Origin of the sequence: Micromonospora sp. WMMC241 (assembly GCF_027460165.1) — a bacterium.
Classification (GTDB): Bacteria; Actinomycetota; Actinomycetes; order Mycobacteriales; family Micromonosporaceae; genus Micromonospora; species Micromonospora humi.
In genome coordinates, this window is sequence record NZ_JAPZBF010000001.1 from 2,933,603 (window position 1) to 2,959,138 (window position 25,536).

At 74.1% G+C, this 25,536-nt stretch carries 20 protein-coding genes, 1 tRNA gene and 1 pseudogene; 14 read left to right on the forward strand and 8 right to left on the reverse strand.

Annotation, left to right across the window (positions count from 1 at the left end):
* Nucleotides 1–9: 9 nt before the first annotated feature.
* Nucleotides 10–867, reverse strand: a complete 858-nt coding sequence (locus O7598_RS13630; protein ID WP_269691717.1) for an MEDS domain-containing protein — start codon at nucleotides 865–867, stop codon at nucleotides 10–12.
* Nucleotides 868–1,165: 298 nt separating this feature from the next.
* On the opposite strand from O7598_RS13630, the pseudogene rho reads away from it, so the two are divergent.
* The 4 genes and pseudogenes from rho to O7598_RS13650 form a co-directional block, all read left to right on the forward strand.
* A pseudogene (gene rho, locus O7598_RS13635) lies at nucleotides 1,166–2,267 on the forward strand (transcription termination factor Rho); the annotation flags it as partial.
* 39 nt (nucleotides 2,268–2,306) lie between these two features.
* Nucleotides 2,307–3,413 (forward strand): DUF3626 domain-containing protein, encoded by a 1,107-nt coding sequence (locus O7598_RS13640; RefSeq protein WP_269691718.1) that lies wholly within the window; start codon nucleotides 2,307–2,309, stop codon nucleotides 3,411–3,413.
* A gap of 188 nt (nucleotides 3,414–3,601) precedes the next feature.
* Nucleotides 3,602–4,327 (forward strand): hypothetical protein, encoded by a 726-nt coding sequence (locus O7598_RS13645; protein WP_269691719.1) that lies wholly within the window; start codon nucleotides 3,602–3,604, stop codon nucleotides 4,325–4,327.
* 516 nt (nucleotides 4,328–4,843) lie between these two features.
* Complete coding sequence (locus O7598_RS13650) at nucleotides 4,844–5,398, forward strand: hypothetical protein (RefSeq protein ID WP_269691720.1); 555 nt, start codon at nucleotides 4,844–4,846, stop codon at nucleotides 5,396–5,398.
* A 52-nt stretch (nucleotides 5,399–5,450) separates the two neighbouring features.
* Here O7598_RS13650 and O7598_RS13655 read toward each other — a convergent pair whose 3' ends face one another.
* The 3 genes from O7598_RS13655 to O7598_RS13665 form a co-directional block, all read right to left on the reverse strand.
* Nucleotides 5,451–7,079: an alkaline phosphatase D family protein gene (locus tag O7598_RS13655; RefSeq protein ID WP_269691721.1), complete on the reverse strand. Its 1,629-nt coding sequence runs from the start codon at nucleotides 7,077–7,079 to the stop codon at nucleotides 5,451–5,453.
* A gap of 93 nt (nucleotides 7,080–7,172) precedes the next feature.
* A complete protein-coding gene (locus O7598_RS13660; RefSeq protein ID WP_269691722.1) occupies nucleotides 7,173–8,609 on the reverse strand; it encodes an MFS transporter in 1,437 nt (478 codons plus the stop codon).
* 71 nt (nucleotides 8,610–8,680) lie between these two features.
* A complete protein-coding gene (locus O7598_RS13665; RefSeq protein ID WP_091056763.1) occupies nucleotides 8,681–8,917 on the reverse strand; it encodes a hypothetical protein in 237 nt (78 codons plus the stop codon).
* Nucleotides 8,918–9,052: 135 nt separating this feature from the next.
* Between O7598_RS13665 and O7598_RS13670 the strand changes: the two genes are divergently transcribed.
* Complete coding sequence (locus O7598_RS13670; RefSeq protein ID WP_269691723.1) at nucleotides 9,053–10,189, forward strand: geranylgeranyl reductase family protein; 1,137 nt, start codon at nucleotides 9,053–9,055, stop codon at nucleotides 10,187–10,189.
* Here the strand turns inward: O7598_RS13670 and O7598_RS13675 are convergent.
* Nucleotides 10,176–11,210 carry an NAD(P)-dependent alcohol dehydrogenase gene (locus O7598_RS13675; protein ID WP_269691724.1) on the reverse strand — a complete coding sequence of 345 codons (1,035 nt, stop codon included), beginning with the start codon at nucleotides 11,208–11,210 and terminating at the stop codon, nucleotides 10,176–10,178. The genes O7598_RS13670 and O7598_RS13675 overlap by 14 nt on opposite strands.
* Nucleotides 11,211–11,308: 98 nt before the next feature.
* On the opposite strand from O7598_RS13675, the gene O7598_RS13680 reads away from it, so the two are divergent.
* The gene (locus O7598_RS13680; protein ID WP_269691725.1) at nucleotides 11,309–11,494 is read left to right on the forward strand and encodes a hypothetical protein; all 186 of its coding nucleotides are present in this window, start codon (nucleotides 11,309–11,311) and stop codon (nucleotides 11,492–11,494) included.
* A 162-nt stretch (nucleotides 11,495–11,656) separates the two neighbouring features.
* On the opposite strand, the gene O7598_RS13685 is transcribed toward O7598_RS13680, so the two are convergent.
* Nucleotides 11,657–13,447: a bifunctional metallophosphatase/5'-nucleotidase gene (locus O7598_RS13685; RefSeq protein ID WP_269691726.1), complete on the reverse strand. Its 1,791-nt coding sequence runs from the start codon at nucleotides 13,445–13,447 to the stop codon at nucleotides 11,657–11,659.
* 150 nt (nucleotides 13,448–13,597) lie between these two features.
* Between O7598_RS13685 and O7598_RS13690 the strand changes: the two genes are divergently transcribed.
* Nucleotides 13,598–14,500, forward strand: coding sequence for an SDR family oxidoreductase (locus tag O7598_RS13690; protein ID WP_269691727.1), 903 nt, complete (start codon nucleotides 13,598–13,600; stop codon nucleotides 14,498–14,500).
* A gap of 28 nt (nucleotides 14,501–14,528) precedes the next feature.
* Here the strand turns inward: O7598_RS13690 and O7598_RS13695 are convergent, their stop codons facing one another.
* Both O7598_RS13695 and O7598_RS13700 read right to left on the reverse strand, forming a co-directional pair.
* On the reverse strand, nucleotides 14,529–15,179 hold the full coding sequence (locus O7598_RS13695) for a nucleotidyl transferase AbiEii/AbiGii toxin family protein (RefSeq protein ID WP_269691728.1): 651 nt from the start codon (nucleotides 15,177–15,179) through the stop codon (nucleotides 14,529–14,531).
* A complete protein-coding gene (locus O7598_RS13700; protein WP_269691729.1) occupies nucleotides 15,176–15,502 on the reverse strand; it encodes a hypothetical protein in 327 nt (108 codons plus the stop codon). The genes O7598_RS13695 and O7598_RS13700 overlap by 4 nt, the downstream gene beginning before the upstream one ends.
* 333 nt (nucleotides 15,503–15,835) lie before the next feature.
* Between O7598_RS13700 and fdh the strand changes: the two genes are divergently transcribed.
* From fdh to O7598_RS13735, 7 genes are all read left to right on the forward strand, one after another.
* Nucleotides 15,836–19,159 carry a formate dehydrogenase gene (gene fdh, locus O7598_RS13705; protein WP_269691730.1) on the forward strand — a complete coding sequence of 1,108 codons (3,324 nt, stop codon included), beginning with the start codon at nucleotides 15,836–15,838 and terminating at the stop codon, nucleotides 19,157–19,159.
* On the forward strand, nucleotides 19,152–20,198 hold the full coding sequence (locus tag O7598_RS13710; RefSeq protein WP_269691731.1) for a 4Fe-4S dicluster domain-containing protein: 1,047 nt from the start codon (nucleotides 19,152–19,154) through the stop codon (nucleotides 20,196–20,198). The genes fdh and O7598_RS13710 overlap by 8 nt, the downstream gene beginning before the upstream one ends.
* Nucleotides 20,195–21,448, forward strand: a complete 1,254-nt coding sequence (gene nrfD, locus O7598_RS13715; protein ID WP_269691732.1) for an NrfD/PsrC family molybdoenzyme membrane anchor subunit — start codon at nucleotides 20,195–20,197, stop codon at nucleotides 21,446–21,448. Before O7598_RS13710 ends, nrfD begins: the two co-directional genes overlap by 4 nt.
* 46 nt (nucleotides 21,449–21,494) lie before the next feature.
* A tRNA-Sec gene (locus O7598_RS13720) sits at nucleotides 21,495–21,590 on the forward strand.
* Between the two features lie 20 nt (nucleotides 21,591–21,610).
* Entirely contained in the window at nucleotides 21,611–22,906 is a 1,296-nt protein-coding gene (selA, locus tag O7598_RS13725; RefSeq protein WP_269691733.1) for an L-seryl-tRNA(Sec) selenium transferase, read from the forward strand.
* 5 nt (nucleotides 22,907–22,911) lie between these two features.
* Nucleotides 22,912–24,675 carry a selenocysteine-specific translation elongation factor gene (selB, locus tag O7598_RS13730; RefSeq protein ID WP_269691734.1) on the forward strand — a complete coding sequence of 588 codons (1,764 nt, stop codon included), beginning with the start codon at nucleotides 22,912–22,914 and terminating at the stop codon, nucleotides 24,673–24,675.
* Nucleotides 24,676–24,705: 30 nt separating this feature from the next.
* Nucleotides 24,706–25,515: a hypothetical protein gene (locus tag O7598_RS13735; RefSeq protein ID WP_269691735.1), complete on the forward strand. Its 810-nt coding sequence runs from the start codon at nucleotides 24,706–24,708 to the stop codon at nucleotides 25,513–25,515.
* Nucleotides 25,516–25,536: the final 21 nt, after the last annotated feature.

A 25,536-nucleotide genomic window follows, 5' to 3' on the forward strand; every position in this document is an offset into this window, starting at 1 on the left:
CGGGGGTCGTCATGCCGACCCTCCCGCGGTCACGCCGCCGAGCACGTGCAACAGCCGGCGCAACGCCGGGCGGCAGCCCACCAACCGGACGCCCGGGCCGCCGGCCCGGACCGCCCGGGCCAGCTCGGTGACGGCGCCGGCGTCGGCGAAGCTCAGGTCGGTCAGGTCCAGCACCGGGGGTACGCCGGCCGTCCGCCCGGCCGTCAGGCCGCCCAGCAGCGCGACGAGCGCGTCCCGGTTGCTGCGGTCCACCTGGCCCACCAGCCGCAACCCGGCCGGGTCGCCGATCCGGTACGCCCGCAGCAGCGGTGACCAGGTGCGGGGCGTGGACGGCGCGGCGGTGCCCGGGTGGGCCGCGCCGAGGAGCCGGAGCCGGTCGGCGGGGTAGCGCCGCCGGTCGTACAGGCACAGGCCGGCGACCCGGCCGTCGGGGAAGAGCGGGTTGAGCGCCAGCTCGTACCGGCGCAGCTCGTCCAGGGTGACACCGGTGCCCAGCACCCACGCCATGTCGCCGCTGAGGCGTACCCCCGGATAGCCCTCGCGCCGGGCCTGGTCGACCTCGTGGCGGACCGCGTCGGCGAGCGTGGCCGGGGTGGGCCGGCCGTCGGCCAGGAAGGCGTCCACGGCCGGCAGGATCCGCAGCTGCCCGGCGGCCACGGCGGCCTCGGTGGGGACCCCCACGGCGTCGACGCGCGCGCGGACCGCCTGCGGCGTCGACGTCTCGGTGAAGCAGACCACCTTGTGACCGCGGCGCAGGCCGGCGGCGGCGAAACGGCCGACGGCGTCGAGCGCGTCGCTGTCGTCGTCGTGGATCCAACAGACGTGATCGCCCAGATCGACCTGGTCGACCACGCTCGTAGCAGTCACGGTACGGCCTTCCCGGTGCGGCAGGTGCCTCACTCTAACGAAGGGCGGTGCCGCCGCCGTGCCGGCGATCCGCTTGCCCGCCGCGCCGCCGAGGGGTTAGCCTGCCGGTGGACCCGGATGCCGGCGCCAGGCGCCGCCCGGAGTTCGAACTCTCCCGTGTGGCCGGTCCCTCGACCGTCGTCCCCGCCGCAGCGACACCCGGCTTCCCGTCGGGCGATCCCTGCCGGCTTCCCTTCCCGCGTCGGTGACGTCCACCGACGCCGCCTGAGAAAGGCAACCCATGACGCACGCATGCCGTCCGGTCAGCGGTGTCCTCGACACCGCCGGCGGACACTTCACGATCCGGGTGGACGGATACCTGCCGTCACCCGCCGACGTCCACCTCACCGTCGGCCAGGTGCGCCGCCACGGCCTGCGCCGCGGTGACCTGGTCACCGGCGAGGTCGCCGGCGGGTCCCGACCGGGCCGGCCGGTGCTGACCCGGCTCGACACCGTCAACGGCTACGCCCCGGACGAGGCGCGACGCCGCCCCGACTTCTACCAGCTCACGCCGATCTACCCGCGGGACCGGCTGCGGCTGGAGACCGAGCCGCACATCCTGACCACCCGGGTGATCGACCTGGTGATGCCGATCGGCAAGGGTCAGCGGGCCCTGGTCGTGTCGCCGCCGAAGGCCGGTAAGACGATGGTGCTGCAGGCGATCGCGAACGCGATCACCCGCAACAACCCGGAGTGCCACCTGATGGTGGTGCTGGTGGACGAGCGGCCGGAAGAGGTCACCGACATGTCTCGGTCGGTGAAGGGCGAGGTCGTCGCGGCCACGTTCGACCGTCCGCCGCAGGACCACACCTCGATCGCCGAGCTGGCGATCGAGCGGGCGAAGCGCCTGGTCGAGCTGGGCCACGACGTGGTCGTGCTGCTCGACTCGCTGACCCGGCTCGGCCGTGCCTACAACCTGACCGTGCGCTCCGCCGGACGCACCCTGTCCGGCGGCGTCGACGTGGCCGCGTTGACCCCGCCCAAGCAGCTGCTCGCGGCGGCCCGCGCGACCGAGGAGGCCGGCTCGTTGACCATCCTGGCCTCCGCCCTGGTGGAAACCGGCTCCGCCGCCGACACGCTCATCTTCGAGGAGTTCAAGAGCACCGGCAACGCCGAGCTGAGACTGGACCGTTCGCTCGCCGACCGGCGCGTCTTCCCGGCCGTGGACGTGCGGGCCTCCGGCACCCGGCGGGAGGAGGCGCTGCTGTCCGACACCGAACGACACCGCCTGCGGGCACTGCGTTCGGCGCTGTCCACCCTGGACCGCCAGGCCGCCCTGGACCAGCTCCTGCGGCAACTCACCGCGACCGGCGGCAACGCGCACCTGCTCGCCCGACTCGGCGCGGTCGACCACCGGTAACCGCCTGGCCGCTCGGCTCCGGGCCCGCCATACTCACCCGATGCCCGGGCCGACCCTGACCGCCGCGCAGTCCGCCGCCCTGCGACACGTGCGGGACGTCGCCCTGCGGGACCGGCCGTCGGCGCTCGCCGTGATCGCGGCCCACCTCGCCGGCTCCGGCGCCGACGTCCGCTGCGAGGAGGTCGTCGCGGCGGTGACCGGGCACGGCCGGTTGACCGTCAACTTCCACCCGGACCGGCTGCTGCGCGACGGCCGCACCGTGGTCGGGGCGCTCGACGACGAGGGCGTGTACCGCAGTCAGTTCGCCACCGGCATTTCCAACGGCGGGCTGACCGCGTTTCCCGGCGGCGACCGCGACGTGTGGGAGCGGTCGATGTTCGGCGGCGCGTACCAGCGACCGGGCGTAGGACCCGCGGAGCGTCCGACGTACGGCGGGCTCAACCTGCTCGACCACCCGGACGGCGCCTGCCCCCGGTTCGGCTCCTGCCACCTGCGGCTGCGCCCGGAGGTGTCGACCCGGACGACGTTCACGTTCGGCGACAGTCACCTCGGCCCCACCGAGGTCGGCACCCTCGCCGTCTTCGAGCCGGTCCTCGCCGCGCTCCTCGACGCCACCGAGAGCACCGGCGTCAGCCTGGGCGTGTCGGGCATGGACACCGGCGCCCTGCTGCGGGCGCTGCTGTCCCGGCGGGAACGGGCGTCCGCGCGGGCCGGCCGGGCGCTGGACGACTACATCGAGGCCCAGGTGCACGGTGAGCTGCGCCTCGACCGCGACGTCGAGGCCGTCGTGGTCGACCCGTCGTTCCGCGGCACCGACGACGGACGGCGCCTCGCGCTGCTCGCCCGGCGGCACGGGTTCGTGCTGGACTGGCACGCCGGCTTCGAGCTGCCCGTCGACGGCGTCGACGCCGAGTTCCGCGGTCCGGACATCCCGCCGCTGGCCGCCCGCGTGCACGCCGAGTTCGGCCGGCCGGGGGAGCCGTTGCACGCGGCGCTCATCGGCCGCGCCGCCGCCTCCCTGGTACGCGAACCGCAGCGCTGGGCCGACCGGGGCGCGGCCGAGGTCACCTGGCAGCACCTCAAGCAGCTGTGGCACGTCCTGGTGTGGTTCGGGCGTCCGGCCGGATCGTCCCGTTTCCCGGGGTGAGGGGCCCGCTGTCCGGAGGCCCGGGTGACCTGGATCGCAGCCCGCGCCGCCCCTGACATTTCCGGAATGACCGACAGGCCCGGCTGGTTGTGTCCCCCGTACCGCCGGCACCCAAACCCGGGACGCCGGCCGACCCCCGAGGGGCGCTCACCCCGGAGCGCGTCGTAACGATCGAAAGGGCAACCATCGTGAAGCAGCACGTCACCCGATGGCTCCCCGCCGTCGCGAAGACCGCCTACGCGAAGACCACCACCGTCGCCCAGAACCGCCGCGCCGCGCTGACCGTGGCGGGCGTGGCCGCCCTGGGTGGCCTGGCCTTCGCCCCGACCGCCGTCGCCGCCCCGGTGACCAGCGGACCGCACGCCGGCGCCGTGGCCGCCATCGACCTGGCCACCGGCAAGAAGACCGCCACCGAGTCGGCGAAGTCCGGCCTGACCACCGGCAGCGACAAGGTGCCGACCAGGGCCGACCGGCCGGCCCGGGACAAGCTCATGCCGCACGGCGTCGAGGGCGCGCAGTCGCGTATCCCGCTCGACGACGCGCAGCTCGACAACGCCAAGGCCATCGTCAAGGCGGCCAAGGAGACCGGCGTGGGGGAGCGGGGCGCGGTGATCGGCGTCGCCACCTCCCTGCAGGAGTCGAAGCTCTACAACCTGGGTCACCTCGGCACCTACAACGACCACGACTCGGAGGGCCTGTTCCAGCAGCGCCCGTCGTCCGGTTGGGGCTCGTCCGAGCAGATCACCGACCCGGACTACGCCAGCAAGGCGTTCTTCGGCGCGCTGAAGAACGTCGGCGGCTGGCAGGAACTGCCGCTGACCAGCGCGGCGCAGACGGTCCAGGTGTCCGCCTACCCGTACGCGTACGCGCAGTGGGAGGAGCAGGCGGCGGACATCGTCCAGCAGCTCTGGTGAAAGGCGGGGCCCCTTCTTAACGCTTTCGGTAGAGGAGGGGCCCCCGCTTAACACCCGGGTGTCCGGGTCGACCGGAATGCACCCCATGGCATCCCGGTCGCGCTGGCCGAAGCATGGTGACGGCCTGTCGGGGTGCCCGTGGTGTGTCGCCGAACGGCCCGGGTGGGGTGGGTGTCCGGTTCGGGGGTGGTGGGCGGCACTCCGGCGGTGGAATCGTCGCGGGGTGCGGGGCGTTGTAGACGGGTGAACGACCGAGGAAGGCGAGCGCACCCCGCGCCGCCAGCCCTGAGTGGGGCCGACCCGCGAGGCCGCCCACTGCACCCCGAAGCCCGCATCCCCCGTGGTGACGGCCCCGGGAATGACGGTGGCCGCCCGGTCGTTACACACACTCCCGGCACCCGCGACGAGGCAGCCTCCTGCCCCGCGAGCATGCCGGATCCCCCCGAGTCTTCTGAGCGCCTGACGGTGCCCGCACCCCGTCCCCCGGGTGCGTCGACCCCCGAATGGAGCCCCCTCATGAACACGATCCTGCGTAAGAGCATTCTCGGTATTGCTGGTCTGGCTTTCACCGGTGGTGTGTTCGCCGGTCCGATCGCCGCGCACGCCGACACCCCCGCCCACGCCGCCTCGACCAAGCCGGTCGCGGTCGCCACGGTGCAGGGTGAGCAGTCGACCATCAGCCTGAACGACGAGCAGACCGCCAACGTCAAGGCGATCATCGCCGCGACGAAGAAGGCCGGCCTGCCCGAGCGCGCCGCGGTCGTCTCGATCGCCACCGCCCTGCAGGAGTCGAAGCTGGAGAACCTCGGCCACCTCGGCGACCGCAACGATCACGACTCGCTGGGCCTGTTCCAGCAGCGCCCGTCCAGTGGTTGGGGCACCCCGGAGCAGATCACCGACCCCGAGTACTCCACCCTGTCCTTCCTCAAGGGCCTCAAGCAGGTCGACGGCTGGCAGGACATGCCGCTGACCAAGGCCGCCCAGACCGTGCAGGTGTCGGCCTACCCGGACGCCTACGCCCAGTGGGAGAAGCAGGCCACCGACCTGGTCAACCAGCACTGGACCAAGTAAGCACACACGCGAAGGCCGGCACCCGAACGACGGGTGCCGGCCTTCGCACGTGTCAGGACAGCGGAGCGCCCTCGGACCGCAGCGTGGAAGACCCGGCGGCCACCGACCAGCCGGCCACCCAGCGACTGCCGCTGGTGCTGCTGGTCCGGTCGGCGAGGTGGTACCAGTCCATCCGGCAGCGCTGCGGCGTCACCTCGAACACCCCGTACCCGTGCCCGTCCAGCTCGGTCCAGCGCACGTGCGGGTTGGTCGCACGGATCAGGCCCGCGCCGAGCTGGCTCAGCGCGTTGCCGGCCGGCAACTTCAGGAAGTCGTTGACGTTGTCGCTGGTCACCGACGGTACGACGAACTCGACCGCGGCCGGGTTGGCCGACCCGGTCGCCCGGGTGGTCACCTCGTTGGCCCACGAGGTGTGGATGTCGCCGGTCAGGAACACCACGTCGCGGGTGCCGGTGGCCCGGAGGTGGTCGACCAGCTCGTTGCGGTCGGCGTTGTAGCCGTCCCACTGGTCGGCGTTGAGCACCGCGCCGTTCTCCGGGATGCCGAGCAGCTTCCCGAGTGGACCGAGCAGCCACGCGGGCAGCGCGCCCACGTCCACCCGGGCGATCATCACCGGGTTGCCGACCAGCTTCCAGCGGGCGGTCGAGCCGGCCAGGCCCGCCTTCAGCCAGGCCATCTGCGCGTCGCCGGTGATGGTGCGGGACGGGTCGTCGACGGCCGTGCCGGACGCCTGCGCCGAGCGGTACGACCGCAGGTCGAGCATGGACAGCTCGGCCAGCCGGCCGAATCGGAACCGTCGGTAGATCGCCCCGTCCGCGCCGATGCGCACCGGCATCCACTCCAGGTACGCCTGCCGGGCGGCGGCCAGCCGGTCGGCGAACGGCCCCTCGGTGCCGGGCGTGTGGTTCTCCGCGCCGCCGGACCACTCGTCGTTGGCCACCTCGTGGTCGTCCCAGGTGATCACCCACGGCACCGCCGCGTGCAGCGCCTGCAGGTGCGGGTCGGTCTTGTAGAGCGCGTGCCGGATCCGGTAGTCGGCCAGCGTGAGCACCTCGTGCGCCGGCTGGGTGGGCCGGACCACCCGGCCGGCGGCGGTGAACTCGCCGGTCCCGTACTCGTAGAGGTAGTCGCCGAGGTGGACGATCAGGTTCAGGTCGTCGCGGTCGGCCAGCCGCCGGTACGCCGCGAAGTAGCCGGCCTCCCAGTTCGCGCAGGACACCACGCCCAGCCGCAGCCGGTCCACCGCCGAGTCGGCGGGCGGGGCGGTGCTGGTGCGGCCGGTCGGCGACCAGGCGTCGGCGTACCCGAAGCGGTACCAGTAGGTGGTGGCCGGCGCGAGGCCGGTGACCGGGATCTTCACGGTGTGGTCTCGGGCCGCGCCGGTGGTGACAGTGCCGACGGCGACCGGCGTGGTGAAGTCCGGGTCGGCGGCGACCTGCCAGCGCACCTCGACGTCCGGGCCGGCGCCGGAGCCGGGCAGCGCGTCGGGGGTGGGGGTGACTCGGGTCCAGAGCAGGATCCCGTCGGGCAGGGGGTCGCCGGAGGCGACGCCGTGCCGGAAGGCGGCGGTGGCCGCGCCGGCGGGGGAGGCGCCGGCCACTGTGGCGCCGGCGAGGACGGCGGTGCCGGCGGAGGCGCCGGCGAGGCGCAGCAGGGCACGACGGTCGAGGGTGTTCGTCATGCCCTCGTATCTATCAATGTCGACGCGCTGTGCGCTGCCCCGGTCACGCAGAGTTCTCCGGGACTTCCGTCCGGGTTGGCCGGGACGGGTCGGTCAGGACCGGCGCCGGCCGGCGACGATGTCGGCCACGGCCACGCCCAGCGCCAGCACGATGATGCCGGCGGCCAGCAGCAGTGAGTGCCGGAACGCCAGCGCCCAGTCGTTCTGGTTCTGCGCCAGCGTCGAGAAGAACAGCGCGCCGACCGCGGCGATGCCGGCGGCGGTGCCGATCCGCTGCCCGGTCTGGAGCATGCCGGCGCCGCTGCCGGCCATCGGCACCGGCACCTCGGAGAGGGTGAGCGTCTGGTTGGGCGCGATCACCAGGCCGCTGCCCAGCCCGGCGACGAGCAGCGGCAACGCGGTCCGCAGCGGCACGTTCTGGTGCGGCCCGCCGGTCAGCACCAGGTCGGTCGCGACCAGCCCGACCACCACGGCGAGCAGTCCGATGGCGACCAGCGGCCGGCCGTAGCGGGTGACGACCCGGCCGCCGAGCGCGGAGGCGAGCGCCGAGCCGAGCGCGAACGGCGTGATCGCCAGGCCGGCGACCAGCGCGCTGTAGCCCAGACCGATCTGGAGGTAGAGGGTGAAGATGAAGAAGATCGCGGTGAAGCCGGCGAAGTAGATCAGCCCGATCAGCGAACCGAGGGTGTACGAGCGCAGCCCGAACAGCCGCAGGTCGAACAGGGGTGTGGCGTGCCGGGCGAATCGGCGTTCCCAGAGCGCGAAGCCGGCCAGCAGCAGCAGGCCGAGCGGGATGAGTAGCCACTTGGCCGAGCCCTGCCATTGTTCCCGCTGCACCAGCGGCAGCAGGATCACGGTGACCCCGGCCCCGAGCAGCAGCACGCCCACCGGGTCGAGCCGGTGCCGGCGGGGCTGGCCCTCGGGGCGGGCCGGCATCAGCCGCCAGCCGAGGACCATCGCCAGGATGCCGACCGGGATGTTCACGAAGAACACCCAGCGCCATCCGTGCTCCTCGCCGCCGAGCTGGATGAGCAGCCCGCCGAGCAGCGGTCCGACCGCGGTGGAGATGCCGATGGTGGCGCCGAGCAGCCCGAACGCACGGCCCCGGTCGGCGCCGCGGAACAGTTGCTGGATCATGCCGCTGACCTGTGGGTTCACCACGCCGGCGGCGGCGCCCTGAACGAGCCGGGCGACGATCAGCCAGGTCGACGAGGTGGCCAGCCCGGCCAGCGCGCTGGTCAGCGTGAACAGTCCCACCCCGACCACGAACGCGGTACGCCGCCCGCGCGCGTCGCCGAACCGCCCGGCGGGCACCAGCACCAGGCCGAACGTCAGCGCGTACCCGGACAGCACCCACTGCAGGTCGCTCGGGGTGGCGTCCAGCGCCCGGTCGATCGACGGGACGGCGACGTTGACGATGCTGACGTCCAGCAGCGTCATGAACGCCGCGACCAAGCCGACGCTGAGCGCCTGCCAGCGGCGCCTGTCGTCGTGTCCCGCGTCCGGCGCCGGTGCCCGGCCACCGCTCATCGTGCCCCCCGCAGACCGTTGATCACGCATCCCCGATCGCTACCCGGACCCCGGCGGGGCAAACGGCGCGATCAGGCAGTCTGGCGTGCGCACCACCGGGGCCCGAAGTCCAGGCCCGACATCGGCGAGTCCTCCCGGTGCAACAGCCCCCGCTCGGTGAGCGAGTGCAGCGGCTCGTGCACCTCCTCCTCGCTCAATCCGGTCTCCTCGGCGATCATGTCCGGGTAGGGGACGTGGCCGCGCACCTCCAGCGCGGTCACCGCCTGGTAGACCCGTTCCTCGACCGCGGACAGCTGGACCTGAGGCATCGCTCCTCCTCGGCGTGGGCCGCCCGACCCGCGGACAGCCGGCGACCGGCGGTTACCCGGACGGCAGGCGATGATGCCCACCCGTTCGAGGGTCGTGGCGGGCGGTTCGGTCCGGCGGTGCCCTAGGCTGCACCCGTGATCATCTGGGACCTGGTCGTGGTCGGTGGCGGGCCCGCCGGACTTTCCGCCGCGCACGCGGCGGCCCGGGCCGGCGTCCGCACGCTGGTGGTCGAGCGGGCCACCCATCCCCGTTACAAGACGTGCGGCGGGGGCCTGATCGGGACATCCCTGGCCGAGGTCGACGGCCGGGTCGAGGTGCCCGCGCACGACCGCGTCGACCGGGTGACGTTCACCCGCGACGGGCGGCGCGCGTTCACCCGCCGCCACCGCGCACCGCTGGTGACCATGATCCGCCGGGAGGAGTTCGACGACCGGCTGCGCGCCGCCGCGATCGCCGCGGGCGCCGAGGTCCGCGAGGGCGTCGCGGTGCGCGCCGTCGAGCAGGACCCCGACGAGGTACGCCTGCGGCTGGCCGACGGCGAGGTGGTGCGCGCCCGGGCGGTGGTCGGCGCGGACGGCTCCTCCGGGGTGACCGCCCGCCACGTCGGGGTGCGCTTCGACCAGGTCGACCTGGGCCTGGAACTGGAACTGCCGGTGCCCGCCGCCGAGCGGGAGCGGTGGCGGGGACGGGTGCTGCTCGACTGGGGCCCGGTGCCCGGCTCGTACGCCTGGGTCTTCCCGAAGGGCGACCGGCTCACCGTCGGCGTCATCTCCGCGCGCGGCGAGGGCGAGCGGACCCGCGCCTACCTGCGAAACTTCGTGACCCGGCTGGGGTTGGCCGGGATCGCCCCGGAGCACGACTCCGGGCACCTGACCCGCTGCCGGGCCGAGGACGCCCCGCTGCGCCACGGCCGGGTGCTGGTCGCCGGCGACGCGGCCGGCCTGCTGGAGCCGTGGAGCCGGGAAGGGATCAGCTACGCGTTGCGCTCCGGCCGCCTGGCCGGCGAGGCGGTCGCCGGCGGCGACCTCGACGCTTACGGGCGGGAGGTCGGGCGGCGGCTGGCGCCGGAGATGCGCGCCGGGCACCGGCTGCTGGACGTGTTCGAGCGGCGGCCCGACGTGTTCCACGCGATGCTCGCCAGCCCGCCCGGCTGGCGGATGTTCGTCCGGTTCTGCCAGGGCCGGGTCAGCTTCGCCGAGGCGCTCGAGCGCCGGCCGGTGCGGGCCGGGCTGGCGTTGCTCGACCGGCTGCCCCCGGTCAGGGGACGATGACCGCCCGACCGTGGATGTCGCCCCGGCGCAACGCCTCGTACGCCTCGGGCGCCTCGGCCAGCGGGAACGTCTGCACGTCGGCGTGCAGCCGGCCGGCCCGGCCCAACGCGATCACCTCCTGGAGTTCGGCCCGGGTGCCCCAGAACGGCACCACCACGCTCGTCTCCAGCGGCACCGTGGGCGGCTCGTCGGCGACCGGCCGGACCGGCAGCGTGCCGCCGGCCAGGCCGACCAGCAGCAGCTGACCGCCGGTGGCGACGACCTGCCGGGCGGTGTCCAGGGTGGGCTGCGCGCCGACGAAGTCGAGCACCACGTCGGCGCCGTCCGGCGGTGGGCCGACCAGTTCGCGGATCTTGTCGACGGCGTCCGGGCCGGCCTGCACCACGTGGTGCGCGCCGAGCCGGCCGGCCAGGTCCAGCGCCGCGACGCTGGTGTCCACCGCGACGATCCGCACCGCGGTGGTGGCGGCCAGGATCTGCAGCGCCATGTGCCCCAGCCCGCCGATGCCGATCACCACGCAGGTGGTGCCGGGACGCAGCCGGGGCCGGGCCAGCTCCACCGCGTGGTACGGGGTCAGCCCGGCGTCGGTCAGCGGGGCGGCCTGGGTGAGGTCCATGTCGCCGACGTGCAGCAGCCGGGACGCCGGCACCACCACGTACTCGGCGAGCCCGCCGTCGCGGCTGAGCCCGATGCCGCCCAGCGGATTCACCCGGCAGCGGTTCTCCTCGCCGCGCAGGCACGCCCGGCACCGGCCGCAGCCGATGATCCCGTAGACCGCCGTCCGGTCCCCGGGTGACCAACCCTCCACGCCGGGGCCGGCGGTCTCCACCGTGCCGGCGATCTCGTGGCCGAGCGTCATCGGGGTGGGGAACATCCCCGCCGCCGCGTCGAGGATGTGCAGGTCCGAGTGGCAGGCCCCGACCGCGCCGACGCGCAGCAGCACCTCACCGGGCCCGGGCTGCGGGGTGGGCGTCTCGGTCAGCTCCAGCACCCCGGGAGCGGTCATCCGTACCGCGCGCATCGCGTCGCCTCCACCTCGTCGCCGACGGCCGTCGGGGCGGCATACCCGTGCCGTCCCGGTTGATACCGGCGCGGGCGTGGCGGGGGCACAATGCGGGCATGAGCGAGCCGGTCGAGTCGTTCACCGACGAGGAGTACGCGTTCCTGCGGCATGTCCGCTTCGGCGAGCTGCCGTCCCGGGTGCGTCCCGAGGAGCGTGCGGAGTCCACCGAGACCGACACCCGCCCGGACCGGCCGGACCCGGCCGGCGGCGAGTCCGAGTGGCACCTGCGGGCCGGCGGCTGACACACGGGCGACGAACCGATCTTGGAAGCTCCCGGCCCCTCCAGGGGCCCTTTCCTTCCAAGATCTCCACCCGGCCGCGTCGATCATGAAGTTGGCGGTGTCGAAGCGGACCCGGGAGCACCGCCAACTTCATGATCAACAAGGGGGGTGGGGCGGGGCGGGTCAGAAGACGGGCACGCCCTCGCGGACCAGCTTCCAGTTCGGCACGAAGAAGTCGGCCGGGTCGATGACGCCCTTTGCCTGCGCCCAGTCGATGAGCAGCTGGCGGATCTCCTGCTGCGCGTTGTAGACCTGGGTCTTCACGATGCCGGGGAAGTTGCCGCCGCCGCTGCGCCGGTAGTTGTTGACCGCCACCACGAACTGCGCGTCCGCCGCCACCGGGGTGTCGGTGCCGGCCAGCACCAGCCGGGTGATCCGCTGCCCGACCGGCTTGGAGATGTCGATGTCGTAGTCGACGCCGGAGAACACGTCGTAGTTGTAGTCCGGCACGGCCGGGTCGCTGATCGTCTCCGGGTCGACCGCGGCGCCCACCGGCACCGTGACGAAGTACTTCGCCGAGTACTCCAGGTAGGCCTTCACCTCGGCGCCGGTCAGCACGACCGCCTCCAGGGTGTTGTCGTACACGTAGAGGCCGGCCACGTCGCGGATGCGCACGTCGCCCTGCGGGAACACCGCGGTGCGGCTGAACGGCGCGGCGATGGACAGCACCGGCAGGCCCGCGTACGCGCCGCCGGCCAGCGCCGCGGTGACCACCTCGGTCTGGACGTGGTTGATGAAGTCCAGGATCGGGGTGTCCTTGTAGCGCGACTCGGCGGCGGACAACTCCACGCTCGACTGCGCGACGACCTTGTTGACGTAGTCGACGGTCTTGGCGTGCTGGCCCTGCACCGCCGCGAGCACCGCCGGGTCCTCGACCACGGTGTTGGTGTTCAGCGTGGTGGCCGACGAGTCGACCACCTTCCAACAGCCCTTCTCCCGGGTCAGCGTGAAGTCCATCCGGGTCAGCCGCTGGCCCCACTTCGACGGCTCGGAGGTCAGCACCGCCCTGCCGGTCTTCAGGTTGGTGACGAACTTCTCCGGCACCTCGTTGTGGGCGTGCCCGAAGAGGATCGCGTCGATGCCGGGCACCTGCTCGGCGATCAGCGCGGTCGGGTTCTCGTTCGGCAGCTCCGGGCCGTAGCTGGAGGTGCCGCTGTCGCCGCCGTGCGCGGAGATGATGACCACGTCGGCGCCGCGCCGGCGCATCTCCGGCACCCACTTGGCGGCGGTGGCGACCATGTCGGCGAAGACCAGGCGGCCCTCGACGTTGGCCTTGTCCCAGATGGCCACGCCGGGGTTGGTGAGCCCGAGGATGCCCACCCGCAGCTTCGGGGCGCCGTGGCCGCCGAGCCGCACCTCCTTGATCACGTACGGGAGGAAGGTCGGCTTGCCGGTCTTGGCGTTGAGCGCGTTGGCCGCGAGGGCCGGGAAGCCGAGCTGCTTGATCCAGGTGGCGAGCAGCGGCAGGCCGTAGTTGAACTCGTGGTTGCCCAGTGTGACGGCGTCGTACTTGAGCACGTTCATCGCGTTGGCCATCGGGTGCGTCTCACCGGTGCTGGTGATCGGCTCCTGCTTGGCGTAGTAGGTGGCCAGCGGCGTGCCCTGGATGGTGTCGCCGGCGTCCAGGACCAGCGTCGCCCTGCCCTTGCGCTCGGCCCGGATCTGGTTGACGAGGGTGGCCAGCTTCGCGACGCCGACGTCGTTGTGCTTGCTGTCGTCGAACTCGGCGTCCTTGTAGTAGTCCCAGTTGTAGACGTTGCCGTGGGTGTCCGAGGTGCCCAGGACGGTCAGGTCCCAGGTCTTCGGCTGCTTCGGCTTCGCCTCGGCGGGGGCGCCGGCGAGCAGGGGAGCGGTCGCCGCGGCGGCGGCAACGGCGAGCACCTGGCGCCGCGAGGCGCCGGAGGAGGAGGTCAATGCGGTGCCTTTCGGAGGGGGTACGCGCCTCGTGGGCGCCGTTGCGCACCATAACCACCAGCTGTCGCATGCGCCACACCGCCCCGAGTTGTTCGCCCTGTCGTCACCGGCTGCTGTTTTCGGCCGACCGGCCGGGGTAGGGGCGCAGGTATGACGGAGGATCAGTACACCCGGCAGGACCCCACCGAGCAGTACGGCCAGCAGCAGGGCCAGGCCGCGCAGCAGCAGTCCACCCCCGGATCCACGCAGGAGATGGGCCCGAAGCCGGACCACGGCGAGGAGTCGTACCGGGGCGCCGACCGGCTCAGCGGCAAGCGGGCGGTGATCACCGGCGGTGACTCCGGCATCGGCCGGGCCGTGGCCATCGCGTTCGCCCGGGAGGGCGCCGACGTGCTCGTCTCCTACCTCGGCGAGGAGGAGGAGGCCGACGCGCGCGAGACGGTCAACCTGGTCGAGCGGGCCGGCCGCAGGGGCGTCGCGGTCCGCACCGACCTGCGCGAGGAGGCGAACTGCCGCGAGCTGATCGACCGCGCGGTCGCCGACCTCGGCGGCATCGACATCCTGGTCAACAACGCGGCCTACCAGATGTCGCAGGACAACGGCATCGACGACATCACCACCGAGCAGTTCGACCGGGTCTTCAAGACCAACGTGTACGCCATGTTCTGGTTGAGCAAGTTCGCGGTGCCGCACCTGAAGGAGGGCTCGGCGATCATCAACACCTCGTCGATCCAGGCGTTCGACCCGTCGCCCCAACTGCTCGACTACGCCACCACCAAGGCGGCCATCGCCAACTTCACCAAGGCGCTGGCGCTGAACCTGGCCGACCGGGGCATCCGGGTGAACGCGGTCGCGCCCGGCCCGATCTGGACGCCGCTGATCCCGGCCACCATGCCGGAGGACAAGGTGAAGCAGTTCGGCACCGACGTGCCGATGGGCCGCCCCGGGCAGCCGGCCGAGCTGGCCCCGGCGTATGTCTTCTTCGCGTCCCAGGAGTCGAGCTACGTCACCGGCGAGATCCTCGGCGTCACCGGCGGCAAGCCGACGAAGTGACGCACCCGCCCGTGCGCCGTCCGTCGGGTCAGCGGGGCCAGACGGCCATCCGGCGGCGCACCCCGGAGATCCGTGCCGCGTCCAGGCCGTAGCGGGTGAACCGGCGGTCGGCCAGGGCGTCGAGGTAGCGGCCGGCCGCGCGCACGTCGGCGTCGTCGAGCGCCGGGTCCACCTGGCGGGCCAGTTCCAGCAGCTCGGTCACCGCGTACCGGTCCAGGGCGGCGGCGACGTCGATGTAGTCGCGTACCTCCCGCCGGTTGACCAGCGCGGCGGTCTTGTTGGCGATCAGGTCCCGCACGTCCATCACCGGGCCGAGGTCCATCACCACCGGGCTGCGGTGCCGGTCCAGGCGGGCCAGGCTGAGGCGGATCTCGCGCCCGTCCCGGCTCACCACGAAGTCGCGCAGGTCGCGGTCGAAGCCGTCGAACACCTCGCCGAGCCCGCCCGGGTCCGCCTCCTCCACCCGGTAGCCGGCCCGCCGCAGCGCGTCGCGTACGTCGGCGGCCGCCGCGGCGGCGGCGCCCTCGACGTCGGCGAACAGGTCGACGTCCTCGGTGGGGCGGGTGACCAGGCCGTGCGCCGCCCAGGCCACGCCGCCGCCGAGCACGAAGCGGTGCGGGCCGGCGGCGGCCAGCGCCACCCGGGCCACCTCCCGGTAGAAGTCGTGCGGGTGCGTCACGCGCTGCGCAGGCTCCGGTGCCGGCCCTCCCAGGCCAGGCGCACGCCCCGGGGGAGGTTGAGCAGCGGCCACACCCGGCGCAACGTGCCCGCGTGGATCAGCTCCCGCAGGTCTTCCACCCGGCTGGTCTCGCGCAGCACGTTCTCGTACATCCAGAGCAGCTCGTCCGGGTCGGCCAGGTCGAAGGCGCGCTCGCTGCTCCACATCAGGCGCACCGGCAGCTCGACGATGCCGGCGGTGGGGCCGGCCAGCTCGGCCAGGGTGCGCGCCACCACCGCGGGACGCCCGGGCCGGGCGAGGTACGCGCTGACGGTGGCCGACATGGCATCAGGGTAACCCCTGCCCGGCGTCGCGGGCGTCGAGGTCGGTGACCGGCGTCACGACGCCCGGCGGAAGAACGGACTCACGGGTACGGTTATGCAGAGCGTCGGTGTGACCAGTGTCCCCGGGCCTCACCTAAATTGCCTTCGCGGAATACCGTTCGGCTGGAGCCGCGTCGCGCCACTCGCCGAGAGGCGACCTGCACACCGACGCCCAGCGCCGCCCCGGCCGTTCCGGTCGGGGCGGCGCTGTTTGCCGCTCGACTCGCGAGCGTCGTTCGGCTGGCCTAGTGTGCAAAGGGTCAGCCGATCTTCGAACGTGGAGGGGGTGCCCGGATGGGTCTGAAGACGTTCATCCAGGGTTGGCCGGTCTACCGGCAACTCACCGGCACCGACCCGCTGGGCCGCGGCACCGCCGCCCAGTCGGCGCGCTCCGCCGAGCTGACCGCGCGCACCGAGACCGCGGACGGCGTGGCCCGCTCGGTCTGCCCCTACTGCGCGGTCGGCTGCGGGCAGCGCGTCTTCCACAAGGACGGCAAGGTCACCCAGATCGAGGGCGACCCGGACAGCCCGATCTCCCGCGGCCGGCTCTGTCCGAAGGGCTCGGCCAGCAAGAGCCTGGTGACCAGCCCGCTGCGCCAGACGAAGGTCCGCTACCGCCGGCCGTACGCGACCGAGTGGGAGGACCTGGACCTCGACGTCGCGCTCGACATGATCGCCGACCGGATCCTCGCCGCGCGCGAGGAGACGTGGGAGGACGTCGACGACGAGGGCCGTCCGCTCAACCGGACGCTCGGCATCTCCAGTCTCGGCGGCGCGACGCTGGACAACGAGGAGAACTACCTCATCAAGAAGCTGTTCACGGCGATGGGGGCACTCCAGATCGAGAACCAGGCCCGGATTTGACACTCCGCCACCGTCCCCGGTCTGGGGACCAGCTTCGGTCGCGGCGGCGCGACGGACTTCCAGCAGGACCTCGCCAACGCTGACGTCATCGTCATCCAGGGCTCCAACATGGCCGAGGCCCACCCGGTGGGCTTCCAGTGGGTGATGGAGGCGAAGAAGCGCGGCGCGAAGGTCTTCCACGTCGACCCGCGGTTCACCCGCACCAGCGCGCTCGCCGACACCTACCTGCCGATCCGGGCGGGCACGGACATCGCGCTGCTCGGCGGGGTGGTGCGCTACATCCTGGACAACGAGCTGGACTTCCGGGAGTACGTGCTGGCCTACACCAACGCGGCCACCATCGTCAGCGAGAAGTTCGCCGACACCGAGGACCTGGACGGCCTCTTCTCCGGCTACAACCCGGAGACCGGCTCCTACGACCACGCCAGCTGGCAGTACGAGGGGCAGGAGGGCAACACCAAGGTCCGGGGCACCGGCAAGGAGCGCGACTCGGCCTCCGGGCTGGAACACGAGTCCCACGGCGAGCCGGTGCCGGCGCAGACCCAGCGGGACGAGACGTTGCAGCACCCGCGCTGCGTCTACCAGATCCTCAAGCGCCACTTCGCCCGCTACACCCCGGAGATGGTGGCCCGGGTCTGCGGCATTCCGGAGGAGAAGTTCCTGGAGCTGGCCCGCGCCTGGACGGAGAACTCCGGCCGGGAGCGCACCGGCGCGCTCGTCTACTCGGTGGGCTGGACCCAGCACAGCGTCGGCGTGCAGTACATCCGCACCGGCTCGATCATCCAGACGCTGCTGGGCAACATGGGCCGGCCGGGCGGCGGCATCCTGGCGCTGCGCGGGCACGCCAGCATCCAGGGCTCCACCGACATCCCGACGCTGTTCAACCTGCTGCCCGGCTACCTGCCGATGCCGCACCACGCCGACCACCCGACGTTCGACAAGTGGGTGGACAGCATCCGGCACCCCGGCCAGAAGGGCTTCTGGGGCAACTCGCGGGCGTTCGCGGCGAGCCTGCTCAAGGCGTACTGGGGTGACGCGGCGACGCCGGAGAACGACTTCGGCTACGGCTGGCTGCCCCGGATGACCGGCGACCACGGGACCTACCAGCAGGTCCTCAACATGATCGACGGCAAGGTGAAGGGCTACTTCCTGCTCGGGCAGAACCCGGCGGTCGGCTCGGCGCACGGCCGGGCCCAGCGCCTGGGCATGGCCAACCTCGACTGGCTGGTCGTGCGCGACCTGTTCCAGATCGAGAGCGCCACGTTCTGGAAGAACAGCCCGGAGATCGCCACCGGGGAGATCGTCCCGGAGGAGTGCCGCACCGAGGTGTTCTTCCTGCCGGCGGCCTCGCACGTGGAGAAGGAGGGCACCTTCACCCAGACGCAGCGGATGCTGCAGTGGCGGGAGAAGGCGGTCAACCCGCCCGGCGACGCCCGCTCCGAGCTGTGGTTCTTCTACCACCTGGGCCGGGTGCTGCGGGAGAAGCTGGCCGCCTCCACCAAGCCCCGCGACCGGGCGCTGCTGGACCTGGCCTGGGACTACCCGACGCACGGCGAGCACGCCGAGCCGAGCGCCGAGGCGGTGCTCAGGGAGATCAACGGCTTCGACGTGGCGACCGGCCGTCCGCTGAACGCGTTCGCCGAGGCGAAGGACGACGGCTCCACCGCGATCGGCTGCTGGATCTACACCGGCGTCTACGCCGACGGGGTGAACCAGGCGGCCCGCCGCAAGCCCGGGCACGAGCAGGACTGGGTGGCCGCCGAGTGGGGCTGGGCGTGGCCGGCGAACCGCCGCACGCTCTACAACCGCGCCTCCGCCGACCCGGAGGGCCGGCCGTGGAGCGAGCGCAAGAAGTACGTCTGGTGGGACCCGGACGCCGGCGAGTGGACCGGCTACGACGTGCCGGACTTCGAGAAGACGAAGCCGCCGTCGTACCGGCCGCCGGAGGACGCCTCCGGCCCGGCGGCGCTCGCGGGTGACGACCCGTTCGTCATGCAGGGCGACGGCAAGGCCTGGCTGTACGCGCCGAGCGGCGTGCTCGACGGCCCGATGCCGACGCACTACGAGCCGGCCGAGTCACCGATGCGCAACCCGCTCTACGGGCAGCAGGCCAACCCGACCCGCAAGATCTACGAGCACCCGGTGAACCGGATCAACCCGAGCCCGCCGGAGCCGCACAGCGAGGTCTTCCCGTACGTGTTCACGGTCAGCCGGCTCACCGAGCACCACACGGCCGGCGGGATGAGCCGTACCGTGTCGCGCCTGGCCGAGCTGCAACCGGAGATGTTCGTCGAGGTGTCGCCGGAGCTGGCCGCCGAGGTCGGGCTGGCGCATCTCGGCTGGGCGCACCTGATCAGCGGGCGCGCGGTGATCGAGGCGCGGGTGCTGGTCACCGACCGGCTCACCCCGCTGCGGGTGGACGGGCGGATCATCCACCAGGTCTGGCTGCCCTACCACTTCGGCAGCGAGGGGCTGGTCACCGGCGACTCGGCGAACGACCTGTTCGGCATCACCCTGGACCCGAACGTGCTCATCCAGGAGAGCAAGATCGGCACCTGTGACATCCGGTCCGGGCGCCGGCCCACCGGGCCGGCCCTGCTCGACCTGGTCGGCGACTACCAGCGGCGGGCCGGGATGACCCCGGACCGGAAGGTGCCGATGGTCACCACCGACGCGGCCGGCGGGGACGACGCCGCCGGCAGCACCGACGAGCAGTCGGCCGCCGCGCACCAGGACGGGAACGGTAATGCCTGACACCAACAGCCTGTACGGACCGCTCGACCCGGCGCCCGACGCCGGCTGGGTGTCCGCGCCGCCCCGGATGGGTTTCTTCACCGACACCAGCGTCTGCATCGGCTGCAAGGCGTGCGAGGTCGCCTGCAAGGAGTGGAACGGCGTCCCGGACTCGGGTTTCGACCTGCTCGGCATGTCCTACGACAACACCGGCGCGCTGACCGCGAACTCCTGGCGGCACGTGGCGTTCATCGAGCAGCCCCGCCCGGCGGGGCACCGCACGCCGCCGTTCGCCGGTGACCCGACCGGGCCGGCGGCCAGCAGTCCGGTGTCGGCGTCGGTCGGCGCCGGCACGGCCACCGACACCGGCACGAACCCGGGCCTGCCACCGGGCCGACCGGAGCCGGCGGCGCGGATGTCGGCCGGGCCGGAGTTCCTCGGCATGCCCGGCGCGCAGCCGCCCGGGCGGGACACCGGCGCGGAGAGCCGCACCGACTTCCGCTGGCTGATGATGTCCGACGTGTGCAAGCACTGCACCCACGCGGCCTGCCTGGACGTCTGCCCGACCGGTTCGCTGTTCCGCACCGAGTTCGGCACGGTGGTAGTGCAGGAGGACATCTGCAACGGCTGCGGCTACTGCATCTCCGCCTGCCCGTACGGCGTCATCGACCAGCGCAAGGACGACGGCCGGGCGTGGAAGTGCACGCTCTGCTACGACCGGCTGGGCGCCGGCATGACCCCGGCCTGCGCGCAGGCCTGCCCCACCGAGTCGATCCAGTACGGCCCGCTCGACGAGCTGCGCGACCGTGCCGCCCAGCGGGTCGCCACGCTGCACGAGCGCGGCGTGCCGGAGGCCCGGCTCTACGGCCACGACCCGACCGACGGTGTCGGCGGGGACGGCGCCTTCTTCCTGCTGCTGGACGAACCCGAGGTGTACGGGCTGCCGCCGGACCCGGTGGTCACCACCCGGGACCTGCCGCAGATGTGGAAGCGGGCCGGCCTTGCCGCGCTGGCAATGGCGGCGGCGACCGTCGCCGCGTTCGTCGGAGGATCGTCGTGAGCCCGGACCGTCCGGTGGGTGCCCTGTTCCGTCGCTTCCGGGAGCGCCTGGCCGCCGAGCGGACGGCCGTCGCGGAACGGACCGGCGAGGGCGTGCCCGTCGCCGGGGAGTCCGGCGCCGCGCCGTCGGCCGGCTCGCCGACCGCCCGTGGGGTGGGCCGCGCCGACAGCGGCAGTCGGGCCACCGGCGCCGGCCCCGGCGTCGGCCGCACCGACGCCGGCGCGCGCGACGCGGGGCTGACCCCGCACCCGCCCCGCGACGCCGCGCCGACCGTCGGCCGTCGACGCGGCGGCAAGGGTGGCAAGGGTGGCGAGCAGCTCAACGTGCCGCCGGCGGAGTTCACCTCCTACTACGGCCGGCCGGTGCTGAAGCCGCCGGTGTGGAAGTGGGACATCGCCGCCTACCTGTTCACCGGCGGCCTCGCCGCCGGCTCCTCGCTGCTGGCCGCCGGCGGGCAGCTCACCGGCCGCCCGGCGCTGCGCCGCGCCGGCCGGACCGCCTCCCTGGTGGCGGTCAGCGCCAGCGCGTACTTCCTCATCAACGACCTGGGCCGGCCGAGCCGCTTCCACCACATGCTGCGGGTGGCGAAGCTGACCTCGCCGATGTCCGTGGGCACCTGGATCCTCAGCGCGTTCGGCCCGGCCGCCGGGATCGCCGCGGTCGCCGAGGTCGCGCCCCGACTGCCCGAGCACGGTGTGCTCGGGCTGGGCCGCCGGCTGCTGCCGCCGACCGGGCACGCGGCCGGGTTGGTCGCCGCCGTCACCGCGCCGGCGCTGGCCACGTACACCGGGGTGCTGCTGGCCGACACGGCGGTCCCGTCCTGGCACGAGGCGTACCCGGAGCTGCCGGTCATCTTCGCGGGCAGCGCGTTGGCCAGCGGCGCCGGCGTCGGGCTGCTGGCCGCGCCGCCCGGGCAGGCCGGGCCGGCGCGACGGCTCGCGGTCGCCGGCGCGGCGCTGGAACTGTGGGGCGCGCACCGGGTGGAGAACCGCCTCGGGCTGCTCAGCGAGCCCTACACCGACGGCACGCCGGGCCGGCTGCTGCGCGCCGGGCGGGCGCTCACCGCCGCCGGGGTGGCCGGCGCGTGGCTCGGCCGCCGGAGCCGGCTGCTCTCCGCGGTCTCCGGCGGCGCGCTGCTCGCCGCCTCCGTCTGCACCCGGTTCGGCATCTTCCACGGCGGCGTCGCGTCGGCGCGCGACCCGAAGTACACCGTGGTCCCGCAGCGGGAACGCGCCGACCGGGGGGCCTGAGCACCTTGCCGGGCGGCCGGCGGGCCCCTGTGGTTGACTGCTGCGTGGAGGCGTTCAGGCGGCTGGTGCCCCTCCCGGTCTTCAAAACCGGTGTGGTCCGGGACCCGGGCCAGGCGGGTTCGATTCCCGTCCGTCTCCGCCAAACCGTCCGGGGGAGCGTTCATGCGTGAGGTGGACCCGCGTCGGCGGGTGCCGCGCACCGACGCGCTCCTCGCCGACCCGGCGCTGGCGGTCGCCGCCGGCACGCTCGGCCGCGACCGGGTCAAGGCCGCGATCGTCGCGGCCCAGCACCGCGCCCGCCGCGGCGAGATCACCCCCGAGCAGGTACGCGACGTCGCGCTGGCCGCGCTGCCCGGGCGCACGCCCCGGCCGGTGCTCAACGCCACCGGCGTGGTGCTGCACACCAACCTCGGCCGGGCCCCGCTCGCGCCGGCCGCCGTGGACGCACTGGTCGCCGCCGCCGGGCACACCGACGTGGAACTCGACCTGGCCACCGGCCGGCGGGCCCGGCGCGGCCGGGAGGCGCTGGACGCGCTCGCCGCCGCCGTGCCCGACGCGGAAGCCGTGCACGTGGTCAACAACGGCGCCGCCGCGCTGGTGCTGGCCGCCACCGCGCTCGCCGCCGGCCGGGAGATCGTGGTCAGCCGCGGCGAGCTGGTCGAGATCGGCGACGGGTTCCGCCTGCCCGACCTGCTGGCCAGCACCGGCGCCCGGCTGCGCGAGGTGGGCACCACCAACCGCACCACCCCTGCCGACTACGCCGCCGCGATCGGCCCGGACACCGGCTTCGTGCTCAAGGTGCACCCCTCGAACTTCGTGGTCACCGGCTTCACCTCGGCCGTGCCGGTGGGGGAACTGGCCACGCTCGGCGTGCCGGTGGTCGTCGACATCGGCTCCGGGCTGCTCGCGCCGGATCCGCTGCTGCCCGACGAACCGGACGCGGCGAGCACGCTGCGCGCCGGCGCGCACCTGGTCACCGCCAGCGGCGACAAGCTGCTCGGCGGGCCACAGGCCGGCCTGCTGCTCGGCGACGCCGACCTGGTCGAGCGGCTGCGTCGGCACCCCCTGGCCCGGGCGCTGCGGGTGGACAAGCTCACCCTCGCCGCGCTCGCCGCCACGCTGCACGCCCCGGCCACGCCCACCGGGGAGGCGTTGCGCGCCGACCCGGCGCGGCTGCGCGAGCGGACCGAACGGCTGCGCGACCTGCTCGGCGCCGACGGCTGCAAGGCCGAGGTGGTGCCGGCGGCGGCGGTCGTCGGCGGCGGCGGCGCGCCCGGCGTGGAGCTGGACTCCTGGGCGCTGAGCCTGCCCGAACGCTACGCCGTGCCGCTGCGCACCGGTGAGCCGGCGATCCTCGGTCGGGTGCTGCACGGCCGGCTCCTGCTCGACCTGCGCGCCGTGCCCGACACCGCCGACGACCACGTGCGCGCCGCGATCCTGCGCGTCCCGGAGGGCTGAGCGCGGTGTGGGTCGTCGCCACCGCCGGGCACGTCGACCACGGCAAGTCCACACTGGTCCGGGCGCTGACCGGGATGGAACCGGACCGGTGGGCGGAGGAACGCCGCCGGGGCATGACCATCGACCTGGGCTTCGCCTGGACCACGCTGCCCTCCGGCGGCACCCTGGCGTTCGTCGACGTGCCCGGGCACGAACGGTTCGTGCCGAACATGCTGGCCGGCGTCGGCCCGGTCCCGGCCGCGCTGGTCGTCGTCGGCGCCGACGAGGGCTGGATGCCCCAGTCCGCCGAGCACCTCGCCGCGCTGGACGCGCTCGGGGTGTCGTACGGGCTGCTGGCGGTGACCCGCGCCGACCTGGCCGACCCGGCGCCGGCCATGACCCGCGCCCGGCAGGAGATCGCCGGCACGTCGCTCGGCGAGGTGGAGGCGGTGGCGGTCTCCGCTGTCACCGGCGCCGGCCTGCCCGAGCTGCGCACCGCCCTGGACCGCCTGGTCGCCCGGCTGCCCGACCCGGCCCGGGACGCCCCGGTGCGGCTCTGGGTGGACCGGGCGTTCACCGTGCGCGGCAGCGGGACCGTGGTCACCGGCACCCTCGGCGGCGGCCGGCTGCGCGTCGGCGACGAACTCGAACTGGCCGCCACCGGTGAGCCGGTGCGGGTCCGCGGCCTGCACTCGCTGGGCGTCGCCCGGGCCGAGGTCGACGCGGTGGCCCGGGTGGCGGTGAACCTGCGCGGTGTGTCCCGGGACCGGATCGGCCGCGGTGACGCGCTGCTGCGCCCCGGCCGGTTCGGCCGCACCGATCTGCTCGACGTGCGCCTGACCGGGGACCCGGCCGCCGACCTGCCCGCCACCCTCATGCTGCACGTCGGTTCCGCGGCGGTGCCGGCCCGGGTCCGGCCGCTCGGCCCGGACACGGTCCGGCTGCGCCTGGCGCGCCCGCTGCCGCTGCTGATCGGCGACCGGGCGCTGCTGCGCGACCCCGGCCGGCACCACGTGGCCGGCGGGGTGACAGTGCTGGACGTGGACCCGCCGCCGCTGCGCCGCCGGGGGGCGGCCGCCGCCCGGGCCGGCGTGCTGGCCGGGTTGGACGGCCGGCCCGACCTGGCCGGCGAGCTGCGCCGCCGGCGGCTGGTGCGGGCCGGGCAGCTCACCCGGATGGGCGTGCCACCGACCGCGAGCCCGGTGGCCGGGGACTGGCTCGCCGACCCGGAGCACTGGCGGGACCTGGGCCGCCGGCTCGCCGAGGAGGTCGCCCACTACGCCGGCGAGCATCCGCTCGCCGCCGGCGTGCCCGTCGACGTGCTGCGCCACCGCCTCGGCCTGCCCGACCGGGCGCTGGTGACCGCGCTGCTGCGTCCGCCGCTGCGGCTGCGCGACGGCCTGGTCACCGCCGCGTCCGCCGGGACCCTGCCCGAACCGGTGGCCCGGGCGGTGGCGCGGGTCCGCGCCGAGTACGGCGACCGGCCGTTCCAGGCCCCCGAGACCCACCACCTCGCCGGCCTCGGCCTGGGGCCGAGGGAGATCGGCGCGGCGGTGCGGGCCGGCGCGCTGCTGAAGCTGGCGGAGAACGTGGTGCTGCTGCCGGGCGCGCCGGACGACGCGGCGCGGGTCCTCGCCGGACTGCCGCAGCCGTTCACGCTCAGCGCCGCCCGGCAGGCGCTGGGCACCACCCGCCGGGTGGCGGTGCCGCTGCTGGAGCTGCTGGACCGTCGCGGTGTCACCCGGCGGCTGCCCGACGACGCCCGCGAGGTGGTCCGCCCGCCCGGCTGACCGGTTGCGCGCGGATGTCACAGTATCGGCATGATCGACATGCGGCGGCTCGACCGGGCGTGGCTGCGCCGCCGGGCGCTGCCCGCGGCGCTGCTGGTCTGCTGGCTGGTCTGGTCGGCGCTCGCCTGGTGGACCGCGCCGCGCGCCGACGACGAGTCCGGCCTGCAGCGTGACCTCGCCGCCGACAGGGTGCTGACGATCACCCGTGCCGAGGGGTGGGACGACAGGGGTCCGTGGGGTGCACGGCCGGAGCCCCGGTTCGCGGAGCGCGGCTCGACGGTGGTCTGGGCCCGCCCCGACGGCCGGTTCCACTACGCGTACGTGCCCGCGCCGGTGTCCGACGGGACCGACGACGAGGACGGCGCCGACCCGGACCCGCAGCAGGGCGTGGACCCCGGCTCCCCGTCCCCGGCGGCGACCGGCGCGTCGCCGGACCCGGACGACGGTCGGTTCCGGGACCCGTGGACGGACCCGCTGGCCGACCCCCGCGCCCTCGACGCCACCACCCACTTCGGGGACACCCGGGCCGACGCGCTCGCCGACGCCGCCGCCGTGATCGCGCTGGTGATCGGCGCCGCCTGGCTGCTCACGCTGCTCGCCGCGCCACCGCCGGTGCTCGGCACCCGCTGGTTCTGGTTCTGGATCGGGCTGCTGCCGTTCGGCGTCGGCGTGCTCGCCTGGGCGTACCGGGAGTGCTGGCGCGCGGACGCGCCCGCCGCCCGGCCGCGTCGCTCCGGCTGGAGCGGGTTCGGCTGGTGGCTCGTCGGCGGCATCGGGTTGTCGCTGGTGGTGGTGGCGCTCGGCGCGATGCTCGGCCAGGGCGTCGTGCCCAGCCGGTGAGCGAACCGGCGACGGTGGCCC

Bases quoted from the DNA above. Each gene is read 5' to 3' on its own strand.
- O7598_RS13640 (WP_269691718.1), top strand. From the start codon at position 2,307: ATGCCCGGGCCGACCCTGACCGCCGCGCAGTCCGCCGCCCTGCGACAC.
- O7598_RS13650 (WP_269691720.1), top strand. From the start codon at position 4,844: ATGAACACGATCCTGCGTAAGAGCATTCTCGGTATTGCTGGTCTGGCT.
- O7598_RS13655 (WP_269691721.1), bottom strand. From the start codon at position 7,079: ATGACGAACACCCTCGACCGTCGTGCCCTGCTGCGCCTCGCCGGCGCC.
- O7598_RS13660 (WP_269691722.1), bottom strand. From the start codon at position 8,609: ATGAGCGGTGGCCGGGCACCGGCGCCGGACGCGGGACACGACGACAGG.
- O7598_RS13665 (WP_091056763.1), bottom strand. From the start codon at position 8,917: ATGCCTCAGGTCCAGCTGTCCGCGGTCGAGGAACGGGTCTACCAGGCG.
- O7598_RS13675 (WP_269691724.1), bottom strand. From the start codon at position 11,210: ATGCGCGCGGTACGGATGACCGCTCCCGGGGTGCTGGAGCTGACCGAG.
- O7598_RS13680 (WP_269691725.1), top strand. From the start codon at position 11,309: ATGAGCGAGCCGGTCGAGTCGTTCACCGACGAGGAGTACGCGTTCCTG.
- O7598_RS13690 (WP_269691727.1), top strand. From the start codon at position 13,598: ATGACGGAGGATCAGTACACCCGGCAGGACCCCACCGAGCAGTACGGC.
- O7598_RS13700 (WP_269691729.1), bottom strand. From the start codon at position 15,502: ATGTCGGCCACCGTCAGCGCGTACCTCGCCCGGCCCGGGCGTCCCGCG.
- O7598_RS13710 (WP_269691731.1), top strand. From the start codon at position 19,152: ATGCCTGACACCAACAGCCTGTACGGACCGCTCGACCCGGCGCCCGAC.
- selA (WP_269691733.1), top strand. From the start codon at position 21,611: ATGCGTGAGGTGGACCCGCGTCGGCGGGTGCCGCGCACCGACGCGCTC.
- O7598_RS13735 (WP_269691735.1), top strand. From the start codon at position 24,706: ATGATCGACATGCGGCGGCTCGACCGGGCGTGGCTGCGCCGCCGGGCG.